Genomic DNA, 20,272 nt, shown 5'->3' with positions numbered 1-20,272 from the left:
GTTTTTAAACCCTCCCTGTTGGTTGACGTAAAATTAGCCATAAGAAGTAAGGGCCACCAATTAAACCGGTAAGTAACCCAACTGGGATTTCAGCGGGGGAAACCGCGATCCGTGCAAGAGTATCTGCGACTAGGAGTAACGTTGCGCCAACAATTGCGGAACCAGGGATCAGCCAACGATGATCTGGACCCAGAGTCATGCGAATGAGATGAGGCACGACTAATCCCACAAACCCAATCACACCACTCATTGCGACAGCGCACCCGACAAGTAGAGCGCTGAGGAAAAGCAAAATAAATTTTGAGCGTTCAACGTTTAATCCGAGATAGTGCGCATCTTCATCACCCAGTTGAAGTAGGTTAAGTTTATTACCTTGCCAAAGGCAGACAAAGCAGGTAGGTAAAATCACACTAGCGGCAATGGCCAGTGAGGACCAATCGACATTCGCCAGTGTTCCCATCATCCATAAACTAAAGGTACGTAATTGTTGGTCATCACTGATATAACTTAACACCCCAATGAATGACATACATAATGCATTGATAGCAATACCAGCAAGTAATAAGCGTGACAGGTTGCCATGAGAGTAACGATTCAAGCTAAAAATAATCACTGAAACAATAAGGCTGCCAATGAAAGCCGCACCGATATGCCCATAGTTAAGTAAGACACTTGGCAATGAAAATGAAAAAACGATAAAAGCGGCAACGCATAAAGCCGCACCGCTACTGATCCCTAATAAGCTTGGGTCGGCGAGAGGATTACGGAAGAGTCCTTGCATAATAGCGCCAGAAACGGCAAGCGCTAAGCCGACTAAAATAGCCAATAAGATACGCGGTAGGCGAATATTAAGCCAAATTTGCCAAACGGGGTCTGTGGCTGGTGTTTGCCACAGAGTCTTAAAGGAAACATTCATTGCACCCGCATTGGAAGCGAGTAAGGCAATGACACTCAAAACCAGTAAAAGGACAACAATAGCTAACCTTGGGTGTTTAATTCGATTCATTGAAACTTCTCTAATGCCTCTCGCATTTGCTGCATGACTTTTGGCGTACCGAGACTAAAACCAAGCATTCCCATATCATCAACAACGATCAGTGCTTTATTTTTTGCTGCCGGAGTCATGGCTAATCCGGGGAGTTTCCAAACGTTATCTTCTCCACCTAACGATTTAATGCCTTCATGAGTCACGATAATGAGATCAGGTTGGCTCGCGATAACGCCTTCTTGTGATAAAGGTCGATAGCTATTAAAGCCTGTCATTGCATTTTTAGCCCCTGTTGCTTTGATCAGGCTATCTGCGGCAGTTTGTTGTCCAGCGGCAAGAGGGAGTACACCACCATGACTCATGATAAATAATACTTTTTTATCTATTGGTGACGTATTTACGGCGGCAACTTGTTGATTAAATTGTTCCACCAACTGTTGACCTTGTTCTGTTTTGCCAACTGCGTTGGCAACAGTCGTAATTTTTTCTGGAATGGCTTCTAATGCAGGTTTACCAGTGACTTTGATAATCTTTACGCCACTTTTTTCTATTTGGGAAAGTGCGATTGAGGGTTTTGCTAGTTCACTGGCTAGCACAAGCGTTGGGCGCATAGAAAGTACGCCTTCAGCGTTGAGCATTCGCATATAACCGACATCGGGTAGCTTAACAGCTTGAGCGGGATGAAGGCTGGTGCTATCCCGAGCAACAACTTGTGAACCTGCATCAAGCTCAAAAACAATTTCAGTGACATCACCACCAAGTGTGATGATACGTTCTGCCGAGTGAGCAGTGAAGCTCATGATTAAAGTGACTGCAATTAGAAGCCATTGTTTCATTTTATTTACCTACGATTAAATGTGCGGTAGCGCCATAACCTGATTACGCCATTGTTCTTGCTCAGGCGTACCTTCTGTACGTTGCCCATACATCTGTACAATTTGATGACCGTCTTTATCGAAGACTTCAAGGCTTGTTACGAAACCATCTTGAGTTGGTTTGCGCGTTACCCAACACTCTGAAACACCATTTTCAATCATATGTAAGGTAAAATCTGGATTGAAAATATTCAGCCATTTAATATCAGAACCTTCAGCTTGATATGGCATCAAACGTTTGAGTTGGCCTGTAAAAATTTGTACGCAACCGCGGTTACCGACAAAAATCATAATTTCATTTTGATCGTTAAACGCAGTATTAACCAATTGGTTAAATGAATCAGCAGGCACTCGCCACGCGAGATCATCACTGACAGCGCGAAAGACTTGTTGGCGACTTAAATTGTTTTTCTTCAGTAAGATAAAGAATTGGTGAACATCGGTCATGTTGCGCCATTCTTGCTCAAGCTGTTGTTTCAATTCATCGCTGATAGGCTGTTCAGAGAAAGGCTCTGCGGCTTCAATAACCAATGGAGGATTATCAGAGGTTGCATATTGTTCAATCAATGCATGCCAAGCAGCCATGTCGGTCTCATCTGTAGTATAGACCTTATGTAGCGCATCACCTTGTTTGTCAAAAAACTGAATGCTATGACGTTCACCGTTTTTAGCGTCTTCAGTCAAGGTAAAAACCGAATCCCAATGGCTGAAAAACATGCGTAAATCGAGTGCGCGTGGATTTAAAATCAATCCGGCATGCGCACTGAATTTAGCATTGTCATAACGACCAATTTGTTCATGAACAACATATTCATTGCGAGTGATGGCTTTAACATTGCCAACCGCCGCTAACGCTTTGAGTAGTGTAGGGGCATCAACATTCAGTCTTTGCGCTTTGTCATGGCCAACACGGCTATGTAAAAGTTCGCCTTCCGAAACATTGAGATAAGCAGCTAGATCACGAGCATATTTGGCTTTGTTTTCTACTTTTGCTTGTTGATAACGCTCAAACAGTGTTGAACTCACAGTGTATCTCCTTAATTAACAATAAATTACCATTGGAAACTGACAAATAGCTTCGCATTACGTCCATCCTGCGGGACGCCTTGTGATGAGTAGTATTCTTTATCGAAAGCATTGCCTAAAACGACACTGGTTCCTAGACCTTTTAATTGGCCTTCACCTTGATAGCTAACGTAAAAATCATGAACAGCATAGCCTGCTTGGCGTGGTTGTTTTGATGCAGCATTAAAGTCAGTATGGCGGGTAAATTCACCTAACCAACCGACAGAAAAACCACTGTCTGAAATGGGGACGTTAAGGTTGCTGGTTAGCGAGTCAGGTTTAATGGAGGTAATTGATTTACCATTTGATTCGTCTTTACCTTCGGTATGGTTGTAAGCCAAATTCCAACCAAAATAGTCGTTTTTATAGTCCATTGAAGCATCCCAACCCCAAATTTTAGCTCGTTTTGTATTGATGGAGGTTGTGTAGTTATTCTGAGGATTTCTAAAGTCAACGTTCACATAGGTATTGATATAGTCTTTTGCTTTAGTATCAAAATAACTAGCTTTAAATTGTAGATTGTCACGCTCAGTTAGGAGGTCATCAAACCTTAGCCCAAACCCATATTCAGCAGTACGCGTAGACTCTGGCTTGAGGTTGGGATTTGGTCGCCATCTATTGACTATTGGGCCCATTTGGAAATGAATTTCATCGTTATACATTTCCATCATAGAAGGTGCTCGGAAAGCTTCTGAATAAGAGGCAAATAACATTGACCAGTCTGTTGGGGTAATGCTAACGGCGCCTTTAGAAGACCATTTGCCTTCTTTCACGTCCTCATTATCTTTAGCGGTTGCTTTATAATGGTCATAGCGAGTGCCAACAATAAACGATACAGGTAAATCTTTTAAGGCGATTTCATCTTGCAAGAAACCGGATGCAAAGGTGATATCAGCATCAGGGAATTGCGTTGTTGACGCGTAAGGTGTTTGATTTTGTTTGTATGTTTCGCCGCCATAAGTAAAGTTATGGGCTGCGATAGGTAAGTCATACAAGTGTGTTTTATTATCAACTTTCAGACCATAAGTTTTTTGGGTACGGCCTTCATAGTGAGTATTTTTACCTTTAGCGGTAATATTAACGTCAGAATAGTAAGTGGTCGCTTTAAGATTTAACCAATCGTTTGATTCTGGATTTAACTGGTAAGTCGCTTGGGCATCACGTTGACGTGTAGTGCGGTTAACCTTTAGATTATCCTTAGTAATATCGATTTGTTGTGGGTCTTTGGGTTCATAAGCATTGTTATTGTAATAGCGCAGTTGCCCTGACAATTTTTGGTCATCATTCACCTGCCATGTGCCTTTGGCAAGCATGTTGGCTATGGTTTCTTTGTTTTCCATATCATCGCCATTACTCAAGCGAATATCACCCACTTGTTTGGTGACAAAACTGAATAAACCATCAAATTGTTCAGTTCGCCCAAAAGATGTACCGCCGAAACCAAAACTATGATCCCCTGTCGCCGCTTGGCTAAAAACACGGAAACCGCTGTTTTGACCCTCGCGTAATAGATCTTTAGCGTCTACGGTTTCCCAAGCGATCACACCGCCCATCGCGCCGCTACCATACAGTAGAGCTGAAGGACCGCGAACAATTTCAACTTGTTTTATCAATGCCGGATCAATAAAAGTACCATTTACATGGCCAGTATCAGTACCTTGGCGCACATTATCGACTAATGTCAAAATACCGCGACGGTCGAAACCACGCATATAGATATCTTGCCCATTTACACGGCTGGTGCCTGTGACACCAATACCCGGAACTTTACGTAAGATGTCATTTACAGTACTTGCCGTTTGTGTTTCAGGTGAATTATTTTTGATAACAGTCACCATCATCGGGGCATCGAAGCTATCTCTTTCAGTACCTGTAGCATAGACGGTCATCACATCATTGCGATTTGATGTTGTTGTTTCTGCATGAGCGCTTGCCATAACGGAAAGTATTGCGCTTGTCAGAACGGATAAACGTAAAACATGAGACATATAGTTATACTCCATAAAGTGTTACCGGTTTGCTCCCTAAGTTTCGATTTTGCCTAAAGCCGTATGCAGGGAAACAAACCGGCGAGTATTATTTATTTTATAATTATTAAATGGTTACCATTGATAACTCACATTGAAATAGAAATTACGGCCTTCTTGGGGAACCCCCATTGAAGAGACATATTGACGATCAAAGGCGTTTTTCATCGTTAATGTCGTATTCAACCCTTTTATAAATTGGTCAGCTTGATAGTGCATATAAAAGTCATGAAGGCTATAGCCTGCATACTGGATGACTTCTTTATGGTAACGATCGAGTCCATGCTGAGATTTGTGTTGTTTTAATTGGTACTTAGCATTGCCTTGGAACTGTGTTTTAGCCGCAAATTCACCTACCCAGCCAAGACTAAGGCCAGTGGTTGCAATAGGGGCATTGAAGCGAACAAGTAACGTTTCAGGGCGAATGGAAGAGAGGGAATAGCCTGTGCCGTCCTCTTTACCTGTTGTTTTGTTATGACTGATATTTAAATCAAACCAGTGGGTTTTATAGCGAATAAAGCTATCAATACCTCGAATGGTGGCGGAAGGAATGTTGCTAAAATAAATTTCATTAGGGAACCATTGATATTGCCCTTTCATGAAATGGTATTTTTTGGTGTAACGACCTTCAACGGCAATATGATTTTTCGCTTTGGTATCAAAATACGTGGATCCGAATTGCAGCTCGTCGCCATTTGATAACAGATCATCAAAACTTGCTTTTAAACCAACTTCTACTGTTTTATTTGTCTCAGGTTGTAAGTCAGGCGTAGGTCTAAAATCGGAAGTTAGCCAGCCGCCCATCACCGAAAAGTGATTAGAATTGTTATACAGCTCTGCCATACGAGGCGTCCGATAACCTTCGGAGTAAGAGGAGTATAGGTTTAACCAATGTGCCGGCGTGATACTGACCGCAAAACGTGATGACCAATTCGTGTCTCTATTTTTTGCAAACCCTTGGCGTGAAGCTTCATAGCTTGTGAAACGGGTTCCCGTTGAAAGCGTAATAGGCAGGTGGTGCAACGTCATATCGTTGTTAATCCAGCCCGAAATATTAGCGAGTCGAGTCGGGGGATAGCTGATTGCGTGTTGATTGGGTTTTTGTTGTTGTTGATAATACTCGAGACCACTTTCTATTTGGTTGTTCACCCAACTCTCAATAGGGACGATAACGTGATTCGTCAATTTTGTACCATAGGTATATTGCGTCCGCTTTTCGCGTTGATATTGATGATCGGCTTTTGCTTTTTCTCTATCTAACTGACTCAAAGCGAGGTCGGTATAGTACAGCTCCCAATTTGTTTGCCAGTTAGGAAAACGGTTTGACGTAATATACTGACTAATTGAAACATCACGCTGGTGACTATTGCGCTCGTGGGGCGTGTTTTTAAAACGCGTATCTGCGAAATTGTTTACTGTCGGTTGTTTGAGACCCAATCCATCATTGCGATATTCACGTAGTTGTAGGGCTAAATGATAATTAGGCTGTGCATACCAAGTGGTTTTTAATAACCAGTTATGCACTTTCTCGTGATTATCTTGGGTCGGAAAATCCGCAGAGGTGAGTGAGTATTTTTTACGTTGGCTATAACTCAATAGCATATCCAGAGGGCCTGTATGTCCGTATACAGATGCCCCAGCAAGGTAGCTATGGTCATTGCGGTTGATCCCACTGAATAAACGACCACCTACACGCTGGCCTTCTTTTAATAAGTCGGCAGCATCAACGGTTTTCATTGCCACAACACCTGCTAATGCGCCGCTACCGTGTGCAACAGAGGATGCACCTTTATGGATAAAGACGTTTTTTACCAGTGACGGGTCAATAAATGTCGCGTTATATAACCCAGAATTAAAATCTTGAGTGACGTTATCCACCGTGATTTTTACTGCGCGAGAATCGTAGCCACGCATATGAATTTCTTGGCCATAAGTTCCCCCAGTACCTGAAACAAAGATACCTGCTTGGCCTTTGAGCAAATCGAGTGCAGAAGTTGCTGATTGATATTCAGGGGTTTGCGCATCAATGACATCAACTTGCTCGGCGACGGCAATGTTTTCGTGATGATAAGGGGGGGCGGTGACATGAACAGTATCACCTATCGTTTTTTTTGCTGTTGCCACCGCGCTAAATCCTGAAATAGCAAGTGTTGTCGCAATGGCGGAAGCGGTGAGTTTTGATCCATTTAACGATAGGGTAGGTGTAGCAGACATCAGTTTAAACTCCATAGGAAATCCTTTCCTTATGTGGTGAATTAAGCTGGCTGCCTTGATACGAGATCTGGGTGGCTTGCTATGAACAAATTTTGAATAAAAAACTATTTAGTGAGAATAAGTTTTCCAGCGCGAGTTTGCCTTAATTGGTAAATCTCTCCATGATGTTGAATGGTCAGTTTACCTTCAGAACCTAATAGTTGCAGGCTATCGACAACATCAACTTTGACTGGTTGAACCACGGGTTTGGCGATATTTTTAACGGCTGGTTTTGTCATGTTATCAGTCATAATCAACCCAAGTGATAATAAAACTCATAGTGAGAATCATTATCTTTAAGTTGTTTGGTAACATCAAGAGGTTTTTACATTTAGGTGACAAAATGGCGACAATCGGTATGTTAATCGTTTACCTAGTTGAATAGCTGGGGGATTTGTTCAGAAAATTTGAGAGAAATCGGCTTTTTTACTCAGGATAGGATGAAAAAAGCCGATGTGGTTAAATCATTCGTCGATATTATTTGAATCGGCTTTCTACCGCTTCCACTAAAACGTCGATTAGTTGTTCAGTATCATCCCAACTTAAGCAAGGATCAGTAATGGATTGACCGTAAGTGAGAGGATGGTTAGGTATAATTTTCTGAGTACCTTCGATTAAAAAGCTTTCAGCCATAACCCCACTAATGGCTGTAGAGCCTCCTTTGATTTGTTCCGCGATATCTCGAGCCACTTCCAGTTGGCGACGATGAATTTTTTGACAGTTGCCATGGCTAAAATCAATGACTAAATGCTCAGCTAATTCAAACTCACGCAATGTATCGCAAGCGGCGGCAATATCACCAGCAGAGTAATTTGGTTGTTTACCACCACGCATGATGATGTGACCATGAGGATTACCGCTGGTTTGGTAGATGGTCATTTGGCCATGTTTATCTGGGGACAAAAACATATGTTGTGCTTTTGCCGCACGAATAGCGTCAATAGCAATTCGAATATTGCCGTCAGTGCCATTTTTGAAACCAACCGGACAGGAAAGGGCCGATGCCATTTCGCGATGGATTTGGCTTTCGGTTGTTCTCGCGCCAATTGCCCCCCAGCTGATTAAGTCGGCGATATATTGTCCAGTGACCATATCGAGAAATTCTGTCGCTGTCGGTAGCCCAAGTTGGTTAACATCAATAAGCAGTTTTCGCGCGAGACGGATCCCGGTATTAACTTGGCAAGAATTATCTAAATTGGGGTCAGAGATTAATCCTTTCCAGCCAACAACAGTGCGTGGTTTTTCAAAATAGGTCCGCATGACAATTTCGAGGCGATCTTGGTAACGTTCACGTAATATATTAAGCCTATTTGCATATTCTAGAGCGGCATCAATATCGTGAATAGAGCAAGGACCCACGATCACCAATAAACGAGGATCTTCACCCGATAATATTTTTTCTATGCGTTGACGTGACGCTGTCACGTTTTGTGCGACTTTTTCAGAAATAGGAAATTCATCAGCGAGTGCTTGTGGTGTAATCAAGCTATCAACACGCTGAGTACGTAGTTCATCAGTTTTTTGCATTCTTTTTTCTCAAAAGCGGTAATAGGCTGAGCCATATCAGTGATTGAGATCACAATAAACGAAAATGGCTCAAATTCAACCAACAACATGAGATTGAATGAAAGATTTTTTTAAAAATGCTGACGAATTAAAAAATTCGTCGTTGTAAGCCCATTGTATCAATGACTTTGGCTGAAATTTCTTCTACAGAATAGTTGGTTGTATTGAGGTAGTTAATTTTGTTTTGTCGAAACAATGCTTCTACTTCTGCAATTTCAATACGACACTGCCTCAATGAGGCGTAACGACTATTTTCCCGACGTTCTTCACGAATGGCAGCTAATCGTTCTGGGCTAATGGTTAAACCAAATAATTTGTGAGTATACGGGCGTAATGCGGCTGGCAGTTGTAAATTATCCATATCATCGGCAGTAAAAGGGTAGTTTGCTGCTTGAATACCGAATTGCATGGCTAAATATAGGCTGGTGGGCGTTTTGCCACAACGGGAGACACCCAGCAAGATGATTTGGGCTTGATCCAAATTACGTAATGAAATGCCATCATCATGCGCTAAGGTATATTCGATAGCGGCAATACGGGCATCATATTGGTTGATATTTTGTAGGGATAAACCGTGAGTGCGATTCAGTTTAGGTTCTGGTTCAAGGCCCACTTCTTGTTGGATGGGGGCAACTAAGGTTTGTACGATGTCCTGACAAAAACCGGCGCTTTCAGTAATAATTTTTTTAACAGAAGGTGAAATAATGGAATAGAACACGAGGGGGCGATTTTGTGTTTCTTGATAAATGGTATCTATTTTCTGTTTTATCTCTTGAGCACGTGCTTCTGTCGTGACGAAGGGCAGCGTATAAGAGTTGAAAACTAAAGGGAATTGCGACAAAACAGCATGCCCTAATGTTTCTGCGGTAATGGCTGTTCCATCAGAAATAAAGAAAACAGTTCGTTCTGCGAGGTTTGTTTTACGATTAGTTGCGGTTATTTCACTCATATATTTTATCTTTTATTGTATTTTTCGTTGGTTTTAGAGAGATATTATATTTGATTAAAGTTTAAAAAATAGTTTATAGGGGAAAGTATAGCCAATATTTGAACAATTTTTAGAACAAAAATTTTTTCTTGTTAGTTGGAACGATTCACCTATCTATCTTCATATATTGTCTGTGCTAGTCTATTTCGTGAGGCGAATTATCGCCAATGAGATTTTTTTACGATTTGTACCTTGTCACTAAATTGCTAGATAAAGATAAAGGATCGCTTTCAATGTCCACAAATGGCCTCACTCCGTGTAATGTACTTTGGTATAACCAATTAGGGATGAATGATGTTGACCGTGTTGGCGGCAAAAATGCCTCGCTCGGTGAAATGATTACCAACCTGTCCGATCTTGGTGTATCCGTACCTAACGGATTTGCGACAACCGCACAGGCGTTTAATGATTTTCTTGAGCAGAGCGGCGTCAATCAACGCATTTATCAGCTGCTAGATGAAACGGATATTGATGATGTTAATCAACTCGCTGCCGCGGGTGAAAAGATCCGTCAATGGGTAATTGATACACCTCTCACACCACAGTTAGAAAGTGATATTCGCGCCGCGTATCAAACGTTGTCGGAAGGCGAAAAGGATGCTTCATTTGCTGTGCGTTCATCTGCAACGGCAGAAGATATGCCGGATGCATCATTCGCTGGGCAGCAAGAGACTTTCTTGAACGTCCAAGGTATTGATGCGGTATTGGTCGCGATTAAACATGTTTTTGCTTCCTTGTTTAATGATCGTGCGATTTCCTACCGTGTTCACCAAGGTTATGACCACCGTGGCGTTGCGCTTTCTGCGGGTGTTCAACGGATGGTTCGTTCAGACTTAGCGTCTTCTGGCGTGATGTTTACCATTGATACTGAGTCAGGATTTGATCAAGTCGTGTTTATTACCTCCGCCTATGGTCTAGGTGAAATGGTTGTACAAGGCGCGGTTAACCCTGATGAGTTTTATGTTCATAAACCGACGTTAATCAATCAGCGTCCAGCGATCGTCCGTCGTACCCTTGGCTCTAAAAAACTGCAAATGGTTTATGCAGATAGCCAAGAACATGGCAAACAGGTACAGATTGAAGATGTACCAGAAGCATTGCGCAATCGTTTCTCTTTAACTGATCTGGAAGTGGAAGAGTTAGCTCGCCAAGCGTTGCAGATTGAAAAACACTATGGCCGTCCGATGGATATTGAATGGGCAAAAGATGGTCATAATGGTCGTCTGTACATTGTTCAGGCTCGTCCGGAAACGGTTCGTTCAAATCAGCAAGTGATGGAACGCTATCAATTAAAGCAGCAAGGTAATGTTTTGGTTGAAGGGCGTGCAATTGGTCATCGCATAGGTGCAGGGCGAGTTAAAGTGATTCATAACTTAAATGAAATGGATCGCATCCAACCTGGTGATGTATTAGTGACGGACATGACTGACCCAGATTGGGAACCTATCATGAAAAAAGCCGCCGCGATCGTCACTAACCGTGGGGGGCGTACTTGCCACGCTGCAATTATTGCGCGTGAATTAGGTATCCCTGCTGTTGTGGGTTGTGGTGATGCAACAGAACGCCTAGCTGAAAATAGCCCAGTCACTGTCTCTTGCGCAGAAGGCGATACGGGGTTTGTCTATGAAGATGAACTTGGCTTTGAAATTCATAGTTCCGCTGTAGATGAAATGCCTGCCCTTGATGTCAAGATCATGATGAATGTGGGGAATCCTGATCGTGCATTTGACTTTGCTTGCTTACCTAATGAAGGTGTTGGTTTAGCAAGGCTGGAGTTTATCATTAACCGCATGATTGGTGTTCATCCAAGAGCATTACTGGAGTTTGACGCTCAAACACCAGCGCTACAAAATGAAATACGGACCATGATGGCAGGTTATGATGACCCTATTGAATTCTATGTGGGTAAGTTGACCGAAGGGATCTCAACGCTAGCCGCTGCGTTCTGGCCAAAACGTGTGATCGTGCGTCTGTCTGACTTCAAATCTAATGAATATGCCAACCTTGTGGGGGGGGATATTTACGAGCCTGAAGAAGAGAACCCAATGTTGGGCTTCCGTGGGGCAGGTCGCTATGTGTCTGACAGCTTCCGTGACTGTTTTGCACTTGAATGTGCAGCAGTTAAACGAGTACGTAATGATATGGGCTTAACGAACGTTGAGGTTATGATCCCATTTGTGCGTACCGTTGCTCAAGCAGAAGCGGTTGTAGACGAATTAGCGAAGCACGACCTTAAACGTGGCGAGAACGGCTTGAAAGTGATTATGATGTGTGAGATCCCATCTAATGCGTTATTGGCTGATCAATTCCTTGAGCATTTTGATGGCTTCTCAATTGGCTCTAACGATATGACACAGCTAACGTTAGGCTTAGACCGTGACTCAGGTGTGGTATCTGAATTGTTCGATGAGCGTAATGATGCCGTGAAAGCAATGCTATCGATGGCAATTCAAGCCGCTAAACGTCAAAATAAATACGTCGGTATTTGCGGGCAAGGTCCTTCAGATCATCAAGATTTTGCACAATGGTTGGTTGAAGAGGGGATTGATAGCCTCTCTTTAAATCCAGATACTGTTGTCCAAACTTGGTTAACATTAGCGGATTCTTAATAACTTAATACGTTATTTAAGACGAGAGTCTCAAGCCGACAAATTTATTGTCGGCTTTTTTATAAATCAAATTGAATATACCAATTAAAGAAATTAATAAAATCTATCGATAGGTTTCATTGCCGTTATTGGTTTTAAAATAAAAGAAGCTATTTGATAAGTCATAAAAAATTTAATTAGAACTACTCATATTAGAATCCTAAGAAGGTTAATAAACCGATCCATTAGTGTTAATCATTTTAAGTAAAATTCGAATTGAATAAGTAAATAAACATATAAACCCAATGCGATAATGCTTTACTCTAAATTAGAGTAATGTCATGGGGGAAATTATTGCTATGGAAACGTGTTCGCTTAGGGAATATGAATAAACTTCATGTTGAATGGGGAGATAAAAAAAAAGCCTATCATGGGCTGACAGGCAAAGACTACACACAGCAATTCTATTGAGACAATCACGCTTAAAAAAGAGGCATGATTTTGAGATCTGTATTAATCAAAACGTAAATCATTAGCTTACTAATAATAATTTATTTAAAATTTATATTCATTAAGAAGACTCTTAATGTAAACTTTAGTGACTGTAAGATAAATAGAATTCGTTTCAACGCAAAGGATAATATCACAAATAAGTTTGAATACTAATATAAGTCTGTTAAATATTGTTTCTAAATATTAATGAGAATAAACATTAATCCAACAGTATGCTTAATAGCAAGCATACTGTTGGTGAATTTTACTTTAATTTATTTTTTACTCATAAACTCTTCCTCAAGAAACTTTTCGGTTTCTTCAAGGTTTTCATTTGGCATTGCGACTTCATTCATCCACGCTTTTAATAGGCTATATGAAACGGCAAGTACGACAGGACCGATAAATAATCCAATCATACCAAAAGAGAGGATGCCGCCGATCACGCCGACAAGAATGAGTACCATAGGTAAGTCAGCACCCATTTTTATTAGCCACGGGCGTAACACACCATCCATGGTTGCGACAACGGCAGCCCATATAGCAAGGATAATCGCCCATGTTGTATCCCCCGTCCAAAATAACCAAATCACAGAAGGAACCATAATCAAAAGGGGGCCGAGTTGTGCGACGCAACAGATAAACAATAATACGGTGAGGATAGCCGCGTAGCCGATACCTGATAGTGCTAAGCCGATACCGCCAACAATGGCTTGAATTAATGCCGTTACAACGACACCTAATGCCACTGCTCGAATAGATTGTGCGGCTAATACCACCGCTGCATCACCCCGGATCCCTGCTAATCTAACCGCAAAATGGCGGATACCAAGCATCACGGATTCCCCTTTTAGGTACAGTAATCCACTAAAGAGCAGCATTAATGCAAGATGGAACATAAAGCGTCCTGCATTGATGGCTTGAGCGAGAAACCAGCCAGCCGCTTGGCCAAAATAAGGTTGAACTTTCGCTAATAATGCGTTGCCTCCGCTAGCCACTAAGCTATGCCAAGCATAATAAATTTTTTCACCAATAAAGGGGACTGTATTAAGCCATTCTAAATCCGGTAAGCGTAAGCTGTTTGGCGATTTCGCCAATTCAACAAGCGGGGTGCTATTTTGAATGATACTACCAATGAGAATACCGAGAGGTATTACAAATAGAAGGAGTATTAATGAGACCATGATCAAGGCTGCAAGCCAGCGCTTATTCCATAATCGAGATTCGATACGTAACAGTAAAGGCCATGTAGCAATCACCATCATACCAGCCCACACAAAGCCAAGAATAAAGGGATTTAGTACCCAAAAGCAGGCGGCTATCATTAAAATGATAGATGCCAATCCAAAGATAAGTTTGGGTAAGTCGAGTCGTTTTTGCGATTTTTCCATTAATGCCTAATCCTTAACAAATAAAAACACTGCAAGTGAGCCGTTTTTTTAGGTGAAAATAATGTAATTTTTTTTCACGATCAAAAAAAACAATATTGTGATATGGTTCATCACTGACAATGTCATCAGCGGTTGTACTCTCTCTATCAACAACAGGTTTTGCAGGAGAAACTCTGCAAACCAATCAGGCACTATTGTGCTACTTAAAGTAAAGATAGTACATAACGAGTAATGCGAACACTAAACAACAAGAGTCATCGTTAATAATGATCCCGCGTATAATAGAAGCACCTAATTTAAGTAAGCTTGTCATTGAATTTCTACATCAACTGCAAGAGCACGGTTTTACCGGTGATAATGGTACTAGTTATGCAGAACGTCTATCAATGGCAACGGATAATAGTATTTACCAATTATTACCTCAGGCGGTCGTCTTTCCACGCTCCAGTGCCGATGTACAAATTGTTGCTCGGGTCGCTGGGCTAGAGAAATTCCGTGAGCTGACTTTCACTCCAAGAGGTGGGGGAACGGGCACCAATGGTCAATCGCTAACGGAAGGGATTGTGGTGGACATGTCCCGTTACATGAACCGCATATTAGAGATTAATCCTGAGCAAGGTTGGGTGAAGGTGGAAGCGGGGGTGATCAAAGATCAGCTAAACCAATTCCTCAAGCCTTATGGCTATTTTTTCTCACCTGAGTTATCGACCAGTAACCGCGCGACGTTAGGTGGCATGATCAATACCGATGCGTCTGGACAGGGCTCTTTGGTGTATGGCAAAACCTCTGATCACGTTCTCGGCGTTAAAGCAATTTTATTGGGGGGCGAATGCATCGATACTCGCGCTATGCCTGTTGCGCTTGCCCAAACGATTGCGTCAGAAGATTCTGTGACGGGACGTATTTATAAAACTGTACTTGAGCGTTGTTTGGAGCAACGCCCTTTGATTGAAGAAAAATTTCCCAAACTCAATCGTTTTCTAACTGGGTACGACTTACGTCATGTCTTTAATGACGATCTTAGCGAATTTGATTTAACGCGTATTTTAACGGGTTCAGAAGGCTCGTTAGCTTTTATTACGGAAGCGACGTTAGATATTACGCCTTTACCAAAAGTGCGCCGTCTGGTTAACGTAAAATATGATTCATTTGAATCCGCCTTGCGTAATGCCCCTTTTATGGTGCAAGCGAAAGCACTATCTGTTGAAACGGTCGACTCAAAAGTATTAAACCTAGCGCGGGAAGATATCGTTTGGCATTCAGTAAAAGCATTGATTACCGATGTGCCTAATAAAGAGATGCTTGGCCTGAATATTGTCGAGTTTAGTGGTGATGATAAAGACGAAATTAATCATTTGACAATGAGCTTGTGCCAGCGTCTAGATGAGTTAATGGAGCAGCATAAAGCGGGTGTGATTGGTTACCAAATTTGTGATGACCTAGATGATATCAACCGTATTTATAATATGCGTAAAAAAGCCGTTGGCTTATTAGGGAACAGTAAAGGCGCGGCGAAACCAATTCCATTTGTTGAAGACACCTGCGTGCCCCCAGAGCATTTAGCCGATTATATTGTTGAGTTTAGGGCGCTTTTGGATAGCCATAATTTAAACTATGGTATGTTTGGTCATGTGGATGCTGGGGTGTTACATGTTCGCCCAGCCCTAGATATGTGTGATCCACAGCAAGAAGTATTGATGAAACAAATTTCGGATGAAATTGTTGCGCTCACCGCAAAATATGGCGGCTTGCTATGGGGAGAACATGGTAAAGGCTTTAGGGCAGAATACAGTCCTGAATTCTTTGGTGAAGTGCTGTACGGTGAGCTGCGAAATATTAAAGCCGCTTTCGACCCAGACAATCGCCTTAACCCCGGAAAAATTTGTCCTCCCGCTGGTCTCGATGCGCCGATGAAACAAGTTGATGCGGCGAAACGAGGCACTTATGATCGCCAAATACCCATATCAGTACGTCAAGAGTTTCGTGGCGCTATGGATTGCAACGGTAATGGCTTGTGTTTTAATTTCGATGTAAAAAGCCCTATGTGTCCATCGATGAAAATCAGTGGGCAGCGAATTCACTCCCCGAAAGGTCGTGCGACCTTAGTGCGTGAATGGTTACGATTACTTTCCGAGCAGGGAGTAACCCCTGAAAGCCTTGAAAAAGGTATCAAAGAAGATCGCCCATCACTACGTGGATTAATAGATAAAACTCGTAACACATGGCGGGCACAAAAAGGGGATTATGACTTCTCTCATGAAGTTAAAGCGGCTATGTCGGGATGTTTAGCCTGTAAAGCCTGTTCAACGCAATGCCCGATTAAAATTGATGTACCTTCATTTAGGGCAAAATTTTTGGCGTTATATCATGGGCGTTATTTGAGGCCGATTCGTGATCATATCGTTGCGGGAGTTGAAAATAGCGCCCCTTTATTGTCTAAGGCCCCTAGCGTATTTAATTTCTTCTTGCGTCAACCTTGGGTACAAAAGTTAAGTGAACAAACCATTGGTATGGTCGATTTGCCTTTATTCTCACAGCCAACATTGAAACAGCAACTCTCCGGCCATGCTGCGATAACTGTGACGCTCGAGCAGTTAGAAGCGATGTCTGCATCACAACGTGAACATTATGTTTTGGTTGTACAAGATCCCTTTACGAGTTATTACGACGCCAAAGTTGTCGCGGATTTTGTTAAATTAGTCGAAAAATTGGGCTTTAAACCAGTATTGTTACCATTCTCTCCAAATGGTAAAGCCCAACATATCAAAGGCTTCTTATCTCGTTTTGCTAAAACAGCACAAAAAACAGCAACGTTTCTCAATAGAGTGGCTAAGTTAGAACTGCCTATGGTGGGTGTGGATCCTGCGTTGGTGCTGTGTTATCGCGATGAATATCATGAAATCTTAGGAAAACAGCAGTGTCAGTTTACTGTGCAACTTGCGCATGAATGGCTTGCTACATTGCCAGAGCCGCCACAACGCCAAACAGCACCGTCGGAGCCGTGGTACTTCTTTGCTCATTGCACTGAAACCACAGCACTGCCAAACAGTGGTTCCCAATGGGCAAACTTATTTAAACGTTATGGGCAAGAGTTGAAGAATATCAGCGTGGGTTGTTGTGGGATGGCGGGAACATATGGTCATGAAGTTGCGAATATCAAAAACTCAAAAGGCATCTATAATTTGTCGTGGAAGCCAGCAATAGAGAAGTTACCTAAAGAACGTTGTCTGAGTACTGGGTATTCATGCCGTAGCCAAGTGAAGCGGATGGAAAATACGCAAATTAAGCACCCTATACAGGCGCTATTGGAGATAGTTGAATGATTTGGAAACGTAAATTTACGCTTGACCATATGTCGGAAATGGCAAAAAACTGTATGTTAGGCCATCTCGGCATTGAAATCACAGGTTATGGTGATGATTATATTGAAGGAACGATGCCTGTTGATCAGCGTACCAAGCAACCATTTGGATTATTACATGGTGGCGCCTCAGTGGTTTTGGCGGAGTCATTGGGGTCAATAGCAGGTTATCTGTGCAGTGAAGGTGAACAGCGTGTTGTTGGCCTTGAAATTAATGCCAATCATATTCGTTCAGCGACACAAGGTACGGTTAAAGGTATTTGTAAACCGATTCACCTTGGACGTCGTCAGCAGGTTTGGAACATTGATATTTTCAATGAGAAAGGGCAACTGTGTTGTACTTCTCGATTAACAACAGCAGTACTCTCTGATTAATCCTCGTTAACCTCAATTCATATCGAGTTGAGGTTACTTCAACTATTTCATTATAATTTCAATTCTTGTTGAGTAAATTAAGTTGTATAATAAATGTATGTTTATTAATTTGTGCCATTTAAATGTATTGATGAGTACATAATATTAAAAAAAATGTAACTTTTTTTAATCGTTAATATTTAATAAGTTAGAATAGCTTCTTGCTCTGTTTGCCTAATAAATAGGCTCATAATGCCTAAAAAATAGACTGAAATAGGTATAACCTTTCAAAACAAATGGTTGAAGTGACAAGGGTTATCGCTACCATAGTACAAACGGAGTGAATTCTCCTGATAACTGGCTGAAAAGCCATGAAAATTGTGGGGTCAATATGACTGCAAAAATGAATGACAATGTAGAAACTTTTTCTATAGATGAAACGAATTGGCAGGGTGTTAACCTGACTGACAGCGCAGCGAAACAAATCAAAAAATTGATGGAACAACATCCTGAAACTAAAGGGCTTTCGCTGGGAGTTAAACAGTCAGGCTGCGCCGGTTTTGGCTATGTTTTCGAAATGATAGAAAACCCAACAGAGAACCATTTACTCTTTGAGCACGATGGTGCATGTCTATTTGTACCTAAAGAAGCAATGCCATTTATCGATGGCACAGTGATCGATTATGTCCAAGAAGGTCTTAATCGTATATTTAAATTCAATAATCCGAAAGCGCAACATGCCTGTGGGTGTGGTGAAAGCTTTGGTATTTAATATGTGAAGTCAGATTATGTCTCAGAGCAATGTAGAAATTGGCGATGAAGTTCAAAGCTGGCTTAATGACCAGCGTTATAAAGAAGGCTTTTTTACAAATGTCGCGACAGATGAAATGGCCAAAGGGATCAACGAAGATGTTGTCCGGGCTATTTCCGCGAAACGTAATGAACCAGAGTGGATGCTAAAATTCCGCCTTGATGCTTATCATCATTGGAAAGGTATGGAAGAACCACATTGGTTAAAAGCCCATTACCCAAATTTAGATTATCAAGACTACAGTTATTACTCAGCACCGTCTTGTGGTTCGTGTGACGATAGTTGTGGCTCGCAAACCGGTGCGACACAAGCAACTGGCGTGACAGAAACGAATAATTACCTGACAGCTGAAGTTGAAGAAGCATTTAATCAGTTAGGGGTTCCTGTACGTGAGGGGAAAGCCGTTGCTGTGGATGCGATTTTTGACTCAGTGTCTGTTTCTACTACATATCGTGATGATCTTGCGAAACACGGTATTATTTTCTGTTCATTCAGCGAAGCAATTCAAGAGTATCCTGAGCTGGTACAAAAGTACTTAGGTACTGTCGTATCCAGTCACGATAATTTCTTTGCCGCTTTAAATGCAGCAGTTGCATCAGATGGCACCTTTGTCTATATCCCGAAAGGGGTACGCTGCCCTATGGAACTTTCGACTTATTTCCGTATTAATGCCGCAAAAACAGGGCAATTCGAACGGACTATTTTGATTGCCGACGAAGGTAGCTATGTTAGCTACATCGAAGGATGCTCTGCACCTGTGCGTGATAGCTATCAGCTGCATGCCGCGGTCGTGGAAGTTATTATTCATAAAGATGCCGAAGTCAAATACTCAACTGTACAAAACTGGTTTTCAGGTGGAGACAGTGAGGAAGGGGGCATCCTTAACTTTGTGACCAAGCGCGCGTTATGTGAAGGTGAAAATTCGAAAATGTCATGGACGCAGTCTGAAACAGGCTCGGCTATCACATGGAAATACCCAAGCGTTATCTTAAAAGGGGATAACTCTGTTGGTGAATTTTTCTCTGTCGCACTCACGAACGGTAATCAGCAAGCGGACACGGGAACAAAAATGATCCATATCGGGAAAAATACCCGTTCTACGATCATTTCTAAAGGTATATCCGCCGGTAAAAGTCAAAACAGCTATCGCGGCTTAGTCAAAATATTACCAAGCGCTCATAATGCACGCAATTTCACTCAGTGTGACTCAATGTTAATTGGAACTCAGTGTGGAGCACATACCTTCCCTTATGTTGAAGTCAAAAACAACACTGCGCAACTCGAGCACGAAGCAACCACCTCCCGTATTGGGGAAGATCAGCTATTTTACTGCTTACAGCGTGGAATTAGTGAAGATGATGCGATTTCAATGATCGTAAATGGTTTCTGTAAAGATGTTTTCTCGGAACTTCCATTAGAGTTTGCGGTAGAGGCACAGAAATTGCTGGCAATCAGCTTAGAACATAGCGTCGGCTGATCACAATCAGGTTTATATGCGCAAAAGCGCCAAAGG

General features: G+C 41.9%; 14 protein-coding genes and 1 other RNA gene. 5 read left to right on the top strand and 10 right to left on the bottom strand.

Translation table 11 applies throughout. The features are described from left to right. Window positions 1-4 precede the first annotated feature (4 nt). The 8 genes from G3341_RS11885 to ppsR all read right to left on the bottom strand — a co-directional run bounded on the left by G3341_RS11885 (window position 5) and on the right by ppsR (window position 9,723). A complete protein-coding gene (locus G3341_RS11885; RefSeq protein ID WP_163862035.1) occupies window positions 5-1,006 on the bottom strand; it encodes a FecCD family ABC transporter permease in 1,002 nt (333 codons plus the stop codon). After that, window positions 1,003-1,824, bottom strand: a complete 822-nt coding sequence (locus G3341_RS11880; RefSeq protein WP_163862032.1) for a heme/hemin ABC transporter substrate-binding protein — start codon at window positions 1,822-1,824, stop codon at window positions 1,003-1,005. Before G3341_RS11880 ends, G3341_RS11885 begins: the two co-directional genes overlap by 4 nt. A 15-nt stretch (window positions 1,825-1,839) precedes the next feature. After that, window positions 1,840-2,889 (bottom strand): hemin-degrading factor, encoded by a 1,050-nt coding sequence (locus tag G3341_RS11875; RefSeq protein ID WP_163862029.1) that lies wholly within the window; start codon window positions 2,887-2,889, stop codon window positions 1,840-1,842. A gap of 26 nt (window positions 2,890-2,915) precedes the next feature. After that, entirely contained in the window at window positions 2,916-4,916 is a 2,001-nt protein-coding gene (locus G3341_RS11870; protein ID WP_163862025.1) for a TonB-dependent hemoglobin/transferrin/lactoferrin family receptor, read from the bottom strand. A 114-nt stretch (window positions 4,917-5,030) separates the two neighbouring features. Then, window positions 5,031-7,184: a TonB-dependent hemoglobin/transferrin/lactoferrin family receptor gene (locus G3341_RS11865; RefSeq protein WP_163862022.1), complete on the bottom strand. Its 2,154-nt coding sequence runs from the start codon at window positions 7,182-7,184 to the stop codon at window positions 5,031-5,033. 89 nt (window positions 7,185-7,273) lie between these two features. Next, the gene (gene hemP, locus G3341_RS11860; protein WP_154622091.1) at window positions 7,274-7,459 is read right to left on the bottom strand and encodes a hemin uptake protein HemP; all 186 of its coding nucleotides are present in this window, start codon (window positions 7,457-7,459) and stop codon (window positions 7,274-7,276) included. Window positions 7,460-7,685: 226 nt separating this feature from the next. After that, window positions 7,686-8,735: a 3-deoxy-7-phosphoheptulonate synthase gene (locus G3341_RS11855; protein ID WP_154622090.1), complete on the bottom strand. Its 1,050-nt coding sequence runs from the start codon at window positions 8,733-8,735 to the stop codon at window positions 7,686-7,688. 127 nt (window positions 8,736-8,862) lie between these two features. Next, the gene (ppsR, locus tag G3341_RS11850) at window positions 8,863-9,723 is read right to left on the bottom strand and encodes a posphoenolpyruvate synthetase regulatory kinase/phosphorylase PpsR (protein WP_154622089.1); all 861 of its coding nucleotides are present in this window, start codon (window positions 9,721-9,723) and stop codon (window positions 8,863-8,865) included. Window positions 9,724-9,995: 272 nt separating this feature from the next. On the opposite strand from ppsR, the gene ppsA reads away from it, so the two are divergent. After that, the gene (gene ppsA / locus G3341_RS11845; protein WP_163862019.1) at window positions 9,996-12,371 is read left to right on the top strand and encodes a phosphoenolpyruvate synthase; all 2,376 of its coding nucleotides are present in this window, start codon (window positions 9,996-9,998) and stop codon (window positions 12,369-12,371) included. Window positions 12,372-12,763: 392 nt separating this feature from the next. On the opposite strand, the gene rprA is transcribed toward ppsA, so the two are convergent. Both rprA and ydiK read right to left on the bottom strand, forming a co-directional pair. Continuing rightward, window positions 12,764-12,873: antisense sRNA RprA (gene rprA / locus G3341_RS11840), an RNA gene on the bottom strand. Window positions 12,874-13,117: 244 nt separating this feature from the next. Then, window positions 13,118-14,233, bottom strand: a complete 1,116-nt coding sequence (ydiK, locus tag G3341_RS11835) for an AI-2E family transporter YdiK (protein ID WP_154623914.1) — start codon at window positions 14,231-14,233, stop codon at window positions 13,118-13,120. Between the two features lie 266 nt (window positions 14,234-14,499). Between ydiK and ydiJ the strand changes: the two genes are divergently transcribed. The 4 genes from ydiJ to sufB all read left to right on the top strand — a co-directional run bounded on the left by ydiJ (window position 14,500) and on the right by sufB (window position 20,236). After that, on the top strand, window positions 14,500-17,556 hold the full coding sequence (gene ydiJ / locus G3341_RS11830) for a D-2-hydroxyglutarate dehydrogenase YdiJ (protein ID WP_163862017.1): 3,057 nt from the start codon (window positions 14,500-14,502) through the stop codon (window positions 17,554-17,556). Continuing rightward, window positions 17,553-17,969, top strand: a complete 417-nt coding sequence (locus G3341_RS11825; RefSeq protein WP_154623916.1) for a hotdog fold thioesterase — start codon at window positions 17,553-17,555, stop codon at window positions 17,967-17,969. Before ydiJ ends, G3341_RS11825 begins: the two co-directional genes overlap by 4 nt. A 370-nt stretch (window positions 17,970-18,339) precedes the next feature. After that, entirely contained in the window at window positions 18,340-18,720 is a 381-nt protein-coding gene (sufA, locus tag G3341_RS11820) for a Fe-S cluster assembly scaffold SufA (protein ID WP_154625058.1), read from the top strand. Between the two features lie 16 nt (window positions 18,721-18,736). Then, window positions 18,737-20,236: a Fe-S cluster assembly protein SufB gene (gene sufB / locus G3341_RS11815; protein ID WP_163862014.1), complete on the top strand. Its 1,500-nt coding sequence runs from the start codon at window positions 18,737-18,739 to the stop codon at window positions 20,234-20,236. Window positions 20,237-20,272: the final 36 nt, after the last annotated feature.

Source organism: Providencia vermicola (genome assembly GCF_010748935.1).
Lineage (GTDB): Bacteria > Pseudomonadota > Gammaproteobacteria > Enterobacterales > Enterobacteriaceae > Providencia > Providencia zhejiangensis.
This window is presented reverse-complemented; position numbering and strand designations above follow the sequence as displayed.

What these genes read in the sequence shown, in the direction of transcription:
- G3341_RS11885 (WP_163862035.1), bottom strand. Translation starts at nt 1,006, where the DNA reads ATGAATCGAATTAAACACCCAAGGTTAGCTATTGTTGTCCTTTTACTG.
- G3341_RS11880 (WP_163862032.1), bottom strand. Translation starts at nt 1,824, where the DNA reads ATGAAACAATGGCTTCTAATTGCAGTCACTTTAATCATGAGCTTCACT.
- G3341_RS11870 (WP_163862025.1), bottom strand. Translation starts at nt 4,916, where the DNA reads ATGTCTCATGTTTTACGTTTATCCGTTCTGACAAGCGCAATACTTTCC.
- G3341_RS11865 (WP_163862022.1), bottom strand. Translation starts at nt 7,184, where the DNA reads ATGGAGTTTAAACTGATGTCTGCTACACCTACCCTATCGTTAAATGGA.
- hemP (WP_154622091.1), bottom strand. Translation starts at nt 7,459, where the DNA reads ATGACTGATAACATGACAAAACCAGCCGTTAAAAATATCGCCAAACCC.
- G3341_RS11855 (WP_154622090.1), bottom strand. Translation starts at nt 8,735, where the DNA reads ATGCAAAAAACTGATGAACTACGTACTCAGCGTGTTGATAGCTTGATT.
- ppsR (WP_154622089.1), bottom strand. Translation starts at nt 9,723, where the DNA reads ATGAGTGAAATAACCGCAACTAATCGTAAAACAAACCTCGCAGAACGA.
- ppsA (WP_163862019.1), top strand. Translation starts at nt 9,996, where the DNA reads ATGTCCACAAATGGCCTCACTCCGTGTAATGTACTTTGGTATAACCAA.
- ydiK (WP_154623914.1), bottom strand. Translation starts at nt 14,233, where the DNA reads ATGGAAAAATCGCAAAAACGACTCGACTTACCCAAACTTATCTTTGGA.
- ydiJ (WP_163862017.1), top strand. Translation starts at nt 14,500, where the DNA reads ATGATCCCGCGTATAATAGAAGCACCTAATTTAAGTAAGCTTGTCATT.
- G3341_RS11825 (WP_154623916.1), top strand. Translation starts at nt 17,553, where the DNA reads ATGATTTGGAAACGTAAATTTACGCTTGACCATATGTCGGAAATGGCA.
- sufA (WP_154625058.1), top strand. Translation starts at nt 18,340, where the DNA reads ATGACTGCAAAAATGAATGACAATGTAGAAACTTTTTCTATAGATGAA.
- sufB (WP_163862014.1), top strand. Translation starts at nt 18,737, where the DNA reads ATGTCTCAGAGCAATGTAGAAATTGGCGATGAAGTTCAAAGCTGGCTT.